The sequence below is a fragment of the Exiguobacterium sp. s163 genome, assembly GCF_018617135.1.
Taxonomy (GTDB): domain Bacteria; phylum Bacillota; class Bacilli; order Exiguobacteriales; family Exiguobacteriaceae; genus Exiguobacterium; species Exiguobacterium profundum.
In genome coordinates this window covers 204,536-217,613 of the sequence record NZ_JACSJN010000001.1, presented here as the reverse complement: position 1 = coordinate 217,613, position 13,078 = coordinate 204,536, and the positions used below count along the sequence as shown (strand labels likewise).

Genomic DNA, 13,078 nt, shown 5'->3' with positions numbered 1-13,078 from the left:
TCGATGATTGAATCGACCCGCCCGTTTTTTAAGCTTTTTTAATCTTACCCTTCCAGTTCTTGAAACCGCCTTCGAGCATGTAGATGTTGTTGTATCCGTTCTTCATCAAGAGTTTAGCCGCCTGGTTTGAACGTGAACTACCTTGGCAGTAAATCAAAATCGGCTGATCTTTGCGCAGTTCTTTCATGCGTAGTTTCATTTGGCCGACCGGGATATTCCGAGCACCAACGATATGTCCACCTTTGTATTCGTTCGGTTCGCGCACGTCAATCAGCTGACCTTTACGGAGTGAGGCGCGGAATTCTTCTTGTTTCATTTTTTTCAACCCGCGAGCTGGCATGAAACGCCATACGATGTAGGCGATCAAGGCAACCCATAGGAGGATGACGAGGATTGTTTCGAGTCCCATAGATGTTCTTCCCTTCTCTTTCAAAGTTACCATATCTCATTATAATGAATTTAAGGTCATGAGACAACGATTGACTCAATCAATCGGGGCTTTCCCTTTCGATTTCATTCTAGTTAGGATAAAATAAAGAATGGAAACCGGAACATAAGGGGAGGTCGTGCCCATGCCGACACCGAGTATGGAAGATTATTTAGAACGTATTTATTTGTTGATGTCAGAGAAAGGCTATGCGCGTGTATCTGACATTGCGGAACATTTAGGGGTCCATCCCTCCTCTGTCACCAAAATGGTTCAAAAGTTGGACCGTGAAGAATATCTGGTGTATGAAAAGTATCGTGGTCTCATGCTTACAAAAAAAGGTCAAAAAGTAGGGAAGCGATTGGTCGAGCGTCATGCGATGCTCGAGTCTTTTTTACGTCTAATCGGAGTGGATGAGGCAGATGTGTACGAGGATGTCGAGGGAATCGAACACCATCTCAGCTCGAACACACTTGACTGTATGACACAGTTCGTGGAATTTTTTGAAGATAAGCCTGAGCTCATGGATCAATTCAGAGAATTTCGGGATCAAGAGCGAGCTTCAGAGGAATAATATGTGAAAAGCGACATTCGAACTCGATTGTCGCTTTTTATTTGGTTTACCATCGCTAAAATACGAACGAATCATTCATATTTATCATAGAATGTATATTTTTTAGTTATTATTATGTTAAGATGAATCGTGGATTGAATAGATAGGGGGTGACGGCGAACATTCGCCGGATAAATGGAGATTCAAATCAAAGGAAAACTGTTTGATGAACAGCAGATTCAAACACGTGTGAAAGAGTTGGCTGAAGAAATTGAGAACGATGCAGAGGGAACACCAATCGTGATCGTCGCCGTGTTAAAGGGTTCGATGGTCTTTGCGGCAGACTTGATGCGATACATGAAAGGCAGCGTTCAGCTCGATACGGTCGCGACGTCTTCTTACGGGAAAAAGACGGTCTCGAGTGGGAGTGTGCAGCTTCGGAAGGACTTGGATTTAGATGTGGAAGGAAAGTATGTCGTCATTATCGAGGACATCATCGACACGGGACAGACGTTGAAATTCTTGTGTAAACATATGGAGCTTCATCAACCGAAACAGTTGAAAATTTGTACGCTTCTCGACAAGCCGATGCGTCGACTCGTTCAATTGGACGCAGACTATGTCGGGTTCGAAATTCCTGATGAGTTTGTCATCGGATATGGAATCGATTATGCGGAGCAATATCGGAATCTTCCATATATCGGATATGTAGAGACGACATAAAAAGGAGCGCCGCGGCGCTCCTTTTACATGTTTGCTTTCTTTTTCTTCTTGCCTTTTTTTCCTTCAATCACTGTTAAGTGTGGAGGATTGCTACGATGTACGGTTGAACGTTTAGATAACTTGGTGACGTTCGAACCAGGTTTCTTCGCTTTCCGGTTTTTAGCGGAAGCGGAAGGTTTGACTTGAGGACCACGACTTCCCTGCATTCGTTTTTTTGAGGCTTGCGCGGTTTTACGATAGCGTGCATCTTCTGCAGACATACGTGGTGCCATGAAGACGCGATAGATCACATAAAAGACTAACCCGAATATCCCGATGAACAACAATTGTCTAAACAGGCGACCCGGATCGGTGGCAAGCATATGCCCGACCCCGATGAAGCCAAGGATAAACACGATTGTTGCAGCGATCGAACCGACTCTTTGTCTGATCATGGTGCTTCCTCCTCTTATCCCTCTCTATGAATGACCGATTCTCCTAACTCTTTTCGTTCCCATGTCTCAAATGCTTCAATCGCGACTTGAATCTGCTCATCATTCGGCTCTCGTGTCGTCAATAATTGGAGCGACAGGCCCGGTTTGCCGAGGAATGACAGAAAGCGATGGTCGCGGAAACGATTGGTAAACTGAAGGACTTCAAATGAGATTCCGATGACGACCGGCAATAGCGCGATTCGGCTGACGAGTCGCAACCAGAGCGGGTCGATTGGCACAATCATATAAACGCCAATCCCGACGAAGACGGTGAATAAAATGAAACTCGAGCCACAGCGATAATGCAATCGCGAGCTTTGGCGTACTTGTTCAACCGTGACCGGACGCCCGGACTCATAGCAATTGATGACTTTATGCTCAGCGCCGTGATATTGGAAGACGCGCTTAATGAGTGGCGTCAATGATATCAAGTAGAGGTAGCTGAGTAACAATACTAATTTTATTCCCCCTTCAAGGAGGTTTTGAATCACATGTCCGGAAAATAAAGGCACGTCTTGAAACATAGCCGCGAGCAGTGCAGGCGTCACATTGAAAATCAATTTACCAAACACGTATGAGATGACACCGACGATTGCGATGATGGCAATCATCCATATGCTCTGTTTTTGGTCTTCGCTCGTGTTCGTATCTTCACTCGGGTCGACATCATATCGATCGCTCGCAAAGTTCATATGTGCAGAACCGTTCTTTAACGATTCGTAAAGCGCGACAATCCCTCTCAAGAACGGTACTTTTTTTAACGATTGGACCCAAGGGACAAGAATGCGCGCTTGCTCGAATGTTTCAATCGAGCCATCTTTTCGCCGGATGGCAGATGCGCTTTCAGAGCGGCCTTGAAACATGACGCCTTCCACAAGCGCCTGTCCCCCGACTGGGATGGTTGGTTTAGAATTCATTCACTTTCCTCGATTCTTCAAATGTTGTACTTGAATTATACCGTGATTTGTAAAAAAAACGAAAGGGCAGAAGGCTCGATTCACGTTCTTTCGATAAATTTGTTACAATAGATAAGACTTGACGAACGAGGGGGAAGAAGGTTGCGGATTTTAGTTTTAAATGGACCGAATTTAAATCTACTGGGTCGTCGTGAACCGGATGTATATGGCGATGTGTCGTTGAAAGGATTGGCGGCAGAACTGATGCTGCGCGCTCCAGAAGACGTTGAACTCACCTTTAAACAATCGAATCATGAGGGAGATTTAATTGATGCGCTGCATGACGCTTTTGATTATGAGGGTGTCATTTTGAATGCGGGTGCCTATACGCATACATCGATTGCGATCCGGGATGCCATATCCGCTATCGCTGCCCCGGTCGTTGAAGTACATATCTCGAACGTGCATGCACGCGAGACCTTTCGGCATGAGTCAAAACTTGCTGCCGTCTGTATCGGTGTCATTACCGGTTTTGGACTCACGAGCTATACGTTAGCGATGCATGCACTAATCGAACATTGGAGGAATCGACATGATTGAACGCGTAAACAAACTGCAAGCAAAGTTAGAAAAAAACGAAATTGATGCGTTGCTCGTCACAAAACGTGAGAATATCCGCTACTTATCTGGTTTCACAGGATCGAGCGGTGTCATCGTCATCACGTTGAATTCGGCAAGTTTTATCACGGACTTCCGTTACACGGAACAGGCGAACGATCAAGTGAAAGGGTATGACATCATCGAGCTTGATACGTCACTCATCAAGTCGGTAGCAGATGTCGTGTCACGTGAATCCATCAAGCGCCTTGGCATTGAGCAGGATGCGATGACAGTGGGGCAATATCGTGCTTATGAAAAAGAAGTGGACGCTCAACTTATTGAAACGTCTGGAATCGTAGAAAAACTGCGCTTGATTAAGGATGAATCAGAGATTAAGATTATGAAGGAAGCTGCGGCAATCGCTGATGCGGCGTACGCCCATATCCAGACGTTCATCCGTCCTGGTCGTACCGAAAGAGAAGTCGCGAACGAACTCGAAATGTTCATGCGTTCAAAAGGTGCCGACTCGTCATCGTTCGACATGATTGTCGCCTCGGGTCTCCGTTCGGCGCTACCGCACGGTGTGGCAAGCGATAAAGTCATCGAAACTGGAGAATTGGTTACGCTTGATTTCGGGGCTTACTATAAAGGGTACTGCTCAGATATCACGCGTACGCTTGCAATCGGTCCGATTTCGGATGAGTTGCGTCAAATCTACGATACGGTACTCCGTGCTCAACTTGCTGGCGTAGAAGGCACACGAGCCGGAATCACTGGCATTGAGGCGGATGCGTTGACACGCGATATCATTAAAGAAGCTGGATATGGCGAATACTTCGGCCACTCGACAGGACATGGTCTCGGAATGGAAGTGCATGAGGCCCCAGGATTATCGTTCCGTTCGGACACGGTGCTTGAGCCTGGTATGGTCGTGACGATCGAGCCGGGTATTTACATCAATGGCGTCGGTGGTTGCCGAATTGAAGACGATGTCGTCATCACAGAAGACGGATGCTACCGTCTGACACAGTCGCCAAAAGAGTTAATTACGATCGAGGCATAAGCTTCATCTGAATTTAGGAGGAAATCAACATGGTATCAGTTAACGATTTAAAAACAGGATTGACGGTTAAAACGTCTGACGGTTCGATTTGGCAAGTCATCGAGTTCCAACACGTAAAACCGGGTAAAGGCGCGGCATTCGTTCGTACGAAAATGCGTAACTTGCGTAACGGGGCAATCCAAGAAACGACGTTCCGTGGCGGAGAGAAAATCGAACGCGCACACATCGAGCGTAAACGCATGCAATATCTCTATCCAATGGGCGACACGTATGTCTTCATGGACAATGAATCATACGAGCAACTTGAATTGACAAGCGCTCAAGTCAAATCAGCACTTCCATATTTGCTTGAGAACATGGAAGTCAGCATCGCGGACTACGAAGGGGAGATTCTTGGAATCGAGCTTCCAACGAGCGTTGTCTTGACGATCGTCGAAGCAGACCCGGGCGTAAAAGGTGACACGGCCTCGAACGTGAAGAAAAACGCGACAGTGGAAACAGGACACGTCATTCAAGTGCCACTTTTCATCGAACCAGGTGAAAAAGTGACAGTCGATACACGTACTGGAGAGTTCATGGGTCGTTATAACGGTTAATCCTTACGAGTGCTCATTCGAATGAATGGGTGCTCTTTTTTTCTCGTTGCATTCATTGGTCTGACCAGTTATAGTGAAGGAGAGATTAGTACCAGGTATAAACAGGGGGTAAGAAAGATGCAAATCGATCAAATTAAAGAGCTTATTCAATTATTGGACCAATCATCAGTCCATGAAATGGAGCTTGAAACATCTGATTTCAAACTGTCATTAAAGAAAGAAGCGCAACAAACAGTGAGCGCGCCGATCATGCAGACACAAGCATTCGCACCGCCTGCGCCTGCTCCTCAAGTAAATGAACAAACAGAAGAACCGACGCAAGAAAAGGCGTCTTATCGTACTATCACCTCGCCGATGGTTGGAACGTTCTATTCACGTCCGGCACCGGATAAAGAAGCGTTCGTGAACGTCGGCGATCGTGTCGAGTCAGGACAAATCGTTTGTATTCTAGAGGCGATGAAACTGTTTAACGATGTCGAAGCGGAAATCAGTGGCGAAATCGTAGAGGTGTTAGTCGCCGATGGCGATCTCGTCGAATTCGGTCAACCGCTCTTCAGCGTGAAGTGAGGTCGTTATGAAATTATTAATTGCTAACCGCGGGGAAATCGCGGTTCGAATCATACGTGCAGCAAAAGAATTGAATATTCCGACGGTCGCTGTCTTCTCTGAGGCAGATCGTGAAGCGTTACATGTTCATCTGGCTGACGAGGCTTATTGCATCGGTCCGAATCCATCGAAGGACTCCTATTTAAATATCCCTAATATCTTATCAGTCGCCTGCGCCGTGGATGCGACGATGGTACATCCCGGTTACGGCTTTTTGGCTGAAAATGCCGAGTTCGCCGAGATGTGCGAGGCGTGCGGGATTCAATTTGTCGGCCCGAGCAGCTATGCGATTCGCAAAATGGGAATCAAGGATGAAGCCAAACGAACGATGATCGAGTCAGGTGTTCCTGTCGTTCCGGGTTCAAGTGGGGTCGTCACCGACGAAGAAGCCATGGAACTCGCACGTGAGATGGGTTATCCGGTCATCATCAAGGCGACAGCCGGCGGTGGAGGACGTGGCATTCGCGTCGCTCGAGACGAGCACGAACTCGTTTCAGGATTGGTCGCGACACGTAAAGAAGCGAAGCAGGCGTTTGGGAATGGTGACGTGTATCTTGAGAAGTTCATCGAGTCGTTCCGTCATGTCGAAGTGCAGGTTCTCGCTGATCAATTCGGCAATGTCATTCACTTAGGTGAACGTGATTGTACGATCCAACGTCGCATGCAAAAACTAGTCGAAGAGGCGCCATCACCTGCGATTGATGAAACGACACGTCAATTGATGGGGGATGCGGCCGTCAAAGCGGCAAAAGCCATTCAGTACTCGGGAGCGGGGACCATCGAGTTCATTTACGTTCCAGAATCAAACGAGTTTTATTTCATGGAGATGAATACCCGGATCCAAGTCGAGCATCCCGTCACCGAGATGATCACAGGATTCGATCTCGTTCAAGCGCAGCTTGAAGTGGCGCTCGGACATCCGCTTGCCATCTCACAAGAGGACATTACGTTCTCAGGACATTCCATCGAGTGTCGAATCAACGCGGAAGACCCATTTATGGACTTCCGTCCGATGGCAGGGAAGATTGACCAATATATTGTTCCAGGCGGTATGGGTGTCCGTGTCGATAGTGGACTCTATGCAGGAGCGATGATTCCGCCGTTCTATGACTCGATGGTTGCGAAATTGATTGTCCATGCGCCAACGCGTGATGAGGCCATTCTGAAAATGTTGCGTGCTTTGGATGAGTTTACGGTTTCGGGGATTAAAACGACGATTCCATTCCATCAACAAGTCATGGCACATGAGCAGTTCCGCATCGGGACGTTCGATACGAAATTCGTTGAAAAAGAAATGTCATTGGCAAAATAACATGAACCAGGAAGCCCGAACATTATTTCGGTTTCCTGGTTTTTTGTACTGAATTTATGAGTGCTTTATGCTAAACTATCACAATGAAAGCATGTAAAAGGAGAGTAACTGAATGAAACGTCATGAAGCACGAGAGAAAGCGATTCAAACGCTTTTTCAAATCGAAGTATCTAAATTAGAGGTGGACGAAGCAATCGAGTTCGCATTAGATGGAGAAGAGTCTGATCCGTTTTACGAACAACTCGTCACAGGGACGCTAGAACATATTGAAGATATCGACGCATTACTAGTTGAAAACTTGAAAAACTGGCGCTTGGATCGCCTAGGAAACGTCGAGCGTACGATTCTTCGAATGGCAACGTTCGAATTGTTATACGTCGAGACGATTCCAGAGAACGTCACTATTAACGAGGCGGTCGAACTCGCGAAATCGTTCGCGGACGAAGAAGCCGGCAAACTCGTGAATGGCGTACTCGGAAATATCATTAAAGAAGACTAAAAAATAGAGATAAGACACCAGACCAACTACAGAAAAACCTAAAGACAACGGGGGATGAGAGAGATGGCAGTAGTGATCGACGGGAAACAAGTGGCAGCATCATATCGAGAAACGTTAAAAGAGCGTGTGGCGGAACTTCGCGCACGTGGCATCGTACCGAAATTAAAAGTAGTGTTGATTGGGGATGACCCAGCGAGTCATAGCTATGTACGCGGGAAGGAACGGGCGGCAGAAGAAATCGGAATCGATTCACAAGTCCTCCGTTTTGATGAGACGATTAGCGAGAAGGAATTGCTCGACTTGATTGATTTGATGAATGCGGATGAGGAAGTTCATGGGATTCTCGTGCAACTTCCTTTGCCGAAACACATCGACGAATCACGAGTCATCATGCGTATCTCCCCTGAAAAGGACGTCGATGGCTTTCATCCTGAGAATGTCGGGAAGATGATGCTCGGTCTCGATACGTTACTTCCGTGCACGCCGCACGGTATCTTACATCTCGCAAAAACACAAACCGAGATCGCCGGAAAGCACGTTGTCGTCGTCGGTCGTAGTCAAATCGTCGGTAAACCGGTAGGCATGTTGTTCTTGAATGAATCAGCAACGGTCACGTATTGTCATTCGAAAACAGCTGACCTCGGTGAGATGACGCGACAAGCGGATATTTTGATTGTCGCGGTCGGTCGTGCTGGTTTAGTCACAGCAGACATGGTCAAACCGGGCGCGCTTGTCATCGATGTCGGAGTCAATCGGGTCGAAGGTCGTCTAGTCGGTGACGTGGACTATGAAGCTGTTAAGGAAAAGGCGAGTGCCATCACCCCAGTTCCGGGTGGTGTCGGTCCGATGACCATCACGATGCTCATGCATAATACGGTCGAGGTTGCATCACGTGGCTAATCCACTCCCGGTTTCTGAAGTTGTTCGATATGTGAAGCGACAACTTGATGATGATGTCTTGCTTCGACAAGTCGCGGTCATCGGTGAAATCTCAAATTTCAAACGTTATTCATCCGGTCATTGTTATTTCACGTTGAAAGATGACGCGTCTCGGATGAAAGCCGTCATGTTTTCTCGCGATGCCAAACAACTTCAATTCGAACCGAAAGATGGAATGAAAGTCATCGCCGTATCAAAGGTGACGATGTATGAAGCGACGGGAGATGTACAACTGTACGTCGAATTGATGCGACAAGACGGAATCGGTCTATTGTTTGAGCGATATGAGGCGAGAAAGCGTGAACTAGAGGAGATGGGCTGGTTCGACGAGGAGCGGAAGCACCCGCTCCCGATGTTTCCAGAGCGCGTTGGGATCGTGACGTCTCCAAAAGGAGCGGCGCTACACGATATCGCGACCACACTTCGTCGTCGTGCGCCACATGTGGCGATCACGTTCGCACCTGTAGCTGTACAGGGAGAAATGGCGGCTCCACAAGTCGCGTCGGCCATTCGCTGGATGAACGAACGCACCGATTGTGATGTACTCATCGTCGGTCGCGGTGGCGGTTCCATCGAGGAGCTTTGGGCATTTAATGAAGATGTTGTGGTGGAGGCAATCTATGCGTCCACGATTCCCATCATTTCTGCTGTCGGTCACGAGACAGACTTTACGCTTTCTGATTTCGTCGCCGATGTTCGAGCTGCGACTCCGACAGCGGCGGCTGAACTCGCTACCGCGATGATTGATGCGCAGCGAAAAGATGTAGAACGTTTGGATAACCATCTGCACAAAGCCGTCAGAGAGCAATTGGATGATTCGCGAACCCGTGTGGAACGGATGATCAATAGCTATGGATTAAAATCGCCGAGGTACACGATTTCTCAAAAACGGGAACGATTCGCCCAGTCAGAAATCCGTCTCGAGCAAGGGATGAGGCGACATCTCACCCAAGCCACTCATCAGCTCCGTCAGTTGTCACAGCAGCTAGATGTAAAGCGATTTTCAAAAACGTTGTCCAAGCAAGGGGAAGAAGTCAATCATATGGTCGAGCGACTCCGTCGAACGAGACCATTAGAACAAGCAACGCTACAATTTGCACAACAGGTTGGACGGTTGCATGCAGTCAGTCCGCTCGCCGTCTTGTCACGTGGATATACGTTCATTGAACAAGATGGGGCCTATGTGCAGAACGTGAAACAATTACGTGACGGTGATATCTCGATTCGTTTTCGGGATGGTCATGCGATCGCTGAGGTGAAGGAGAGGATTGTCGGTGACGAAGAAAGAACAGACATTTGAGGCGGCGCTCGAGCGCCTCGAACAGATCGTCGCGCAACTCGAGAGCGGTGATGTCCCGTTAGAGGAAGCGATGACCCTATATGAGGAAGGTGTCCGCTTGTCTGCGTTGTGCCAGACAAAACTCTCTGCCGCCGAGAAAAAAATGGATGAAATTTTAGAACTTGATGGGACGCTTCGTGAAAAAGGAGGATCCGCATGAACCGTACCGATGACTTGAACAAGTGGAAACGGACCGTCGAACTGGCGATGCAGGAACTCATTGAGTCGAGTGAGATGCCGAAACGATTACGAGACGCAATGACGTATTCTTTAGAGGCTGGCGGGAAACGCATTCGTCCTGCTCTCGTCTATGCCGTCCTTGAAACGTATAGCATGTCACTCGAGCGAGGACGTGAGGTGGCGGCGAGTTTAGAGATGGTTCATACATACTCACTCATCCATGATGATTTGCCGGCCATGGATGATGACGATCTTCGTCGTGGACGACCGACCAATCATCGTCAGTTTGATGAAGCGACCGCTATTTTGGCTGGGGACGCCTTATTGACGGACGCATTCCGTATTCTCACACAGATGCCACTCCCTGCGCTAGATGTCGTCGAGATTATTCGTATTTTTGGATTGGCGGCCGGTAGCTCAGGTATGGTCGGTGGGCAGTTGGATGATATGCTGGCTGAAAAGCGGAACGACGTCACACTTGAAGAGCTCCAATCCATTCATGAACGGAAGACAGGTGCGCTACTCGTCTATGCACTTGAAGCCGGTGCGATTTTGGCAGGGTCATCGGTGGAAGATCGGATGCACCTCAAACAGTTCGGACGTCATCTTGGCATCGCTTTTCAGATTCAAGACGATATCCTCGATGTCGTCGGAGATGAACAAGCAATCGGAAAACGCGTCGGCTCAGATGAATTGAATGACAAGACGACTTATCCGAAGCTTCTCGGCTTAGAGGGAGCGAAGCAAGCTCTTGAGCAAGAAGTGGGAGCGGCACACGCTGCAATTGAATCACTTTCAGTTCCAGCGCCGTTACTTCTTGAGATGCTATCATTTGTAGTGAAACGAAATCATTGACCTCGGTGACACGATGAGCACATCGTGTCACCTTTGTTTTGGGGAATGTGTGGCATATGCCGTCACATTCTTGTAAAATGTAAGGTACGAATCAGTAAAATGTGAGGAGAAAGGATGGTCATTATGGACTTGACATCCATTCAAGACCCGTCGTTCCTGAAACGGATGTCTGTATCAGAGCTCGAATCGCTCGGTTCAGACATTAGACGATTCTTGATTGAAAAATTGGCAGTGACGGGAGGGCATTTGGCGCCAAACTTGGGAGTTGTAGAGTTGACGCTTGCCTTGCACCGTGTATTTGACAGTCCGAAAGACCAACTCGTATGGGACGTCGGTCATCAAGCATACGTTCATAAAATTTTGACAGGACGTACGAACCAGTTTGATACTCTCCGACAATACAATGGGTTATGTGGTTTCCCGAAACGTTGTGAGAGCGAGCATGATGTGTGGGAAACAGGGCACAGTTCGACTTCTCTCTCTGCAGCCATGGGGATTGCGATTGCGAATGAATTGAAAGGGCGCGCCAACGATCGTGCCATCGCCATCATCGGGGACGGTGCTTTGACTGGGGGGATGGCACTTGAAGCCCTCAATCACATCGGTGCCGAGAAACAGAACGTGATTGTCATTCTAAATGATAATGAGATGTCGATTGCGCCGAACGTAGGAGCGATGCATAATATGCTTGGTCGTATCCGGGCATCGCGCAAGCTGAAGCATGCTCGAGAAGAAATGGAGTCACTCATCAAACACATCCCGCTCGTCGGGAGTTCACTTGAACGAAGCGGGGAACGGGTGAAGGACCTCTTAAAATCTGCTCTCATTCCGGGAACGTTCTTTGAAGAACTTGGCTTCACTTACTTTGGGCCGACAGATGGGCATGATTTGAAAGACTTGCTCGAAACGCTTGAGTACGCGAAGAAAATCGACGGTCCGGTTCTCGTCCACGTCATTACGAAAAAAGGGAAGGGATATCGTCCGGCTGAATTGGACGGTGTCGGAACATGGCACGGTCTTGGACCTTATAAAATTGAATCTGGTGAAGTCATCAAAGGCAAACCGAAAGGACCAAGCTATTCGAAAGTCGTCGCGGAGACGATCACGAAAGTGGCTGAGTCAGACGAACGGGTGACGTTGATCACACCAGCGATGAGTGTCGGTTCGAAACTCGATTGCTTTACGAAGAAATTCCCGGAGCGTATGTTTGATGTCGGAATTGCCGAGCAACATGCGGTCACCCTCGCTGGGGGACAGGCGACGCAAGGGTTGAAACCGGTCGTCTCGATTTATTCGACCTTCTTCCAACGCGCGTATGATCAACTAGTCCATGACATTTGTCGTCAAAACTTGAACGTCGTGTTCACGATTGACCGATCTGGACTTGTCGGAGCGGATGGAGAGACGCACCAAGGTGTGTTCGATATCGCCTTCATGCGTCACGTGCCAAACATTCGAATCTTGATGGCAAAAGATGAAGAAGAATTACAACAACTCGTTTATTCTGCACTCCGTTACGATGGTGGACCGATTGCGATTCGTTTCCCGCGTGGCGAAGGGATCGGTGTTCCGATGAGTGAGACGCTTCAAGTAATTTCACTCGATGATTGGGAAGTCGAGGCAGAAGGGACAGATGTCGCTATCTTGACGTTCGGTCCTCAAGTGCAAGACGCCCTCGAAGTCCGAGCACTATTAGAAGGTAAGCTCAGTGTGCGCGTCATTAACTGTCGTAGCATCAAGCCGCTCGATGATGCGATGCTGACTTCACTTTATGCAGAGGGGATTCCGCTCGTGACATTAGAAGAGGCTGCTCTCGCCGGTGGCTTTGGAAGTAGCGTGCTTGAACACGCGAATGAAGCCGGAGCGTTTCCACGGATTCAACGTCTCGGTATTCCGGATCGATATATCGAGCATGGCGGTGTCAACCAGCTCCTAGAAGAGATTGGACTGCGACCTGCCCAAATGGCGGAATCGATTGAACGGTTCGTCATGGAGACAAATCGACAGAATGTGTGAG

General features: G+C 48.2%; 16 protein-coding genes. 13 read left to right on the top strand and 3 right to left on the bottom strand.

From position 1 onward, the window contains the following. Positions 1-28: 28 nt before the first annotated feature. Complete coding sequence (locus KNO71_RS01165; RefSeq protein WP_012726584.1) at positions 29-409, bottom strand: rhodanese-like domain-containing protein; 381 nt, start codon at positions 407-409, stop codon at positions 29-31. A gap of 163 nt (positions 410-572) precedes the next feature. On the opposite strand from KNO71_RS01165, the gene mntR reads away from it, so the two are divergent. Both mntR and hpt read left to right on the top strand, forming a co-directional pair. After that, positions 573-1,001 (top strand): transcriptional regulator MntR, encoded by a 429-nt coding sequence (gene mntR, locus KNO71_RS01160; RefSeq protein ID WP_078147113.1) that lies wholly within the window; start codon positions 573-575, stop codon positions 999-1,001. 174 nt (positions 1,002-1,175) lie between these two features. Then, complete coding sequence (gene hpt / locus KNO71_RS01155; protein ID WP_078147112.1) at positions 1,176-1,703, top strand: hypoxanthine phosphoribosyltransferase; 528 nt, start codon at positions 1,176-1,178, stop codon at positions 1,701-1,703. Between the two features lie 23 nt (positions 1,704-1,726). On the opposite strand, the gene KNO71_RS01150 is transcribed toward hpt, so the two are convergent. After that, entirely contained in the window at positions 1,727-2,137 is a 411-nt protein-coding gene (locus tag KNO71_RS01150; protein ID WP_012726581.1) for an SA1362 family protein, read from the bottom strand. Between the two features lie 14 nt (positions 2,138-2,151). Beyond that, positions 2,152-3,093, bottom strand: coding sequence for a DUF1385 domain-containing protein (locus tag KNO71_RS01145; RefSeq protein ID WP_214686939.1), 942 nt, complete (start codon positions 3,091-3,093; stop codon positions 2,152-2,154). Positions 3,094-3,234: 141 nt separating this feature from the next. Here KNO71_RS01145 and aroQ point away from each other — a divergent pair, with 141 nt between their 5' ends. The 11 genes from aroQ (at position 3,235) to dxs (ending at position 13,077) form a co-directional block, all read left to right on the top strand. Then, positions 3,235-3,672, top strand: coding sequence for a type II 3-dehydroquinate dehydratase (aroQ, locus tag KNO71_RS01140; RefSeq protein ID WP_012726579.1), 438 nt, complete (start codon positions 3,235-3,237; stop codon positions 3,670-3,672). Continuing rightward, positions 3,668-4,735 (top strand): M24 family metallopeptidase, encoded by a 1,068-nt coding sequence (locus KNO71_RS01135; RefSeq protein ID WP_214687712.1) that lies wholly within the window; start codon positions 3,668-3,670, stop codon positions 4,733-4,735. The genes aroQ and KNO71_RS01135 overlap by 5 nt, the downstream gene beginning before the upstream one ends. A 29-nt stretch (positions 4,736-4,764) precedes the next feature. Further along, the gene (gene efp, locus KNO71_RS01130; RefSeq protein WP_012726577.1) at positions 4,765-5,331 is read left to right on the top strand and encodes an elongation factor P; all 567 of its coding nucleotides are present in this window, start codon (positions 4,765-4,767) and stop codon (positions 5,329-5,331) included. 117 nt (positions 5,332-5,448) lie between these two features. Continuing rightward, entirely contained in the window at positions 5,449-5,898 is a 450-nt protein-coding gene (accB, locus tag KNO71_RS01125) for an acetyl-CoA carboxylase biotin carboxyl carrier protein (RefSeq protein ID WP_012726576.1), read from the top strand. Between the two features lie 7 nt (positions 5,899-5,905). After that, the gene (accC, locus tag KNO71_RS01120; protein WP_078147110.1) at positions 5,906-7,249 is read left to right on the top strand and encodes an acetyl-CoA carboxylase biotin carboxylase subunit; all 1,344 of its coding nucleotides are present in this window, start codon (positions 5,906-5,908) and stop codon (positions 7,247-7,249) included. A 112-nt stretch (positions 7,250-7,361) separates the two neighbouring features. After that, entirely contained in the window at positions 7,362-7,748 is a 387-nt protein-coding gene (gene nusB, locus KNO71_RS01115) for a transcription antitermination factor NusB (RefSeq protein ID WP_078147109.1), read from the top strand. 63 nt (positions 7,749-7,811) lie between these two features. Beyond that, positions 7,812-8,648, top strand: coding sequence for a bifunctional methylenetetrahydrofolate dehydrogenase/methenyltetrahydrofolate cyclohydrolase FolD (gene folD, locus KNO71_RS01110; protein ID WP_031423334.1), 837 nt, complete (start codon positions 7,812-7,814; stop codon positions 8,646-8,648). Beyond that, a complete protein-coding gene (xseA, locus tag KNO71_RS01105; RefSeq protein ID WP_078147107.1) occupies positions 8,641-9,987 on the top strand; it encodes an exodeoxyribonuclease VII large subunit in 1,347 nt (448 codons plus the stop codon). The genes folD and xseA overlap by 8 nt, the downstream gene beginning before the upstream one ends. Then, positions 9,962-10,186 (top strand): exodeoxyribonuclease VII small subunit, encoded by a 225-nt coding sequence (gene xseB / locus KNO71_RS01100; RefSeq protein WP_012726571.1) that lies wholly within the window; start codon positions 9,962-9,964, stop codon positions 10,184-10,186. Before xseA ends, xseB begins: the two co-directional genes overlap by 26 nt. After that, on the top strand, positions 10,183-11,061 hold the full coding sequence (locus tag KNO71_RS01095) for a polyprenyl synthetase family protein (RefSeq protein WP_214686937.1): 879 nt from the start codon (positions 10,183-10,185) through the stop codon (positions 11,059-11,061). Before xseB ends, KNO71_RS01095 begins: the two co-directional genes overlap by 4 nt. 123 nt (positions 11,062-11,184) lie before the next feature. Continuing rightward, positions 11,185-13,077: a 1-deoxy-D-xylulose-5-phosphate synthase gene (dxs, locus tag KNO71_RS01090; RefSeq protein ID WP_205728308.1), complete on the top strand. Its 1,893-nt coding sequence runs from the start codon at positions 11,185-11,187 to the stop codon at positions 13,075-13,077. Position 13,078 lies beyond the last annotated feature (1 nt).

Coding starts and splice junctions, on each gene's coding strand:
- KNO71_RS01165 (WP_012726584.1), bottom strand. CDS start 409: ATGGGACTCGAAACAATCCTCGTCATCCTCCTATGGGTTGCCTTGATC.
- mntR (WP_078147113.1), top strand. CDS start 573: ATGCCGACACCGAGTATGGAAGATTATTTAGAACGTATTTATTTGTTG.
- hpt (WP_078147112.1), top strand. CDS start 1,176: ATGGAGATTCAAATCAAAGGAAAACTGTTTGATGAACAGCAGATTCAA.
- KNO71_RS01150 (WP_012726581.1), bottom strand. CDS start 2,137: ATGATCAGACAAAGAGTCGGTTCGATCGCTGCAACAATCGTGTTTATC.
- KNO71_RS01145 (WP_214686939.1), bottom strand. CDS start 3,093: ATGAATTCTAAACCAACCATCCCAGTCGGGGGACAGGCGCTTGTGGAA.
- efp (WP_012726577.1), top strand. CDS start 4,765: ATGGTATCAGTTAACGATTTAAAAACAGGATTGACGGTTAAAACGTCT.
- accB (WP_012726576.1), top strand. CDS start 5,449: ATGCAAATCGATCAAATTAAAGAGCTTATTCAATTATTGGACCAATCA.
- accC (WP_078147110.1), top strand. CDS start 5,906: ATGAAATTATTAATTGCTAACCGCGGGGAAATCGCGGTTCGAATCATA.
- nusB (WP_078147109.1), top strand. CDS start 7,362: ATGAAACGTCATGAAGCACGAGAGAAAGCGATTCAAACGCTTTTTCAA.
- folD (WP_031423334.1), top strand. CDS start 7,812: ATGGCAGTAGTGATCGACGGGAAACAAGTGGCAGCATCATATCGAGAA.
- KNO71_RS01095 (WP_214686937.1), top strand. CDS start 10,183: ATGAACCGTACCGATGACTTGAACAAGTGGAAACGGACCGTCGAACTG.
- dxs (WP_205728308.1), top strand. CDS start 11,185: ATGGACTTGACATCCATTCAAGACCCGTCGTTCCTGAAACGGATGTCT.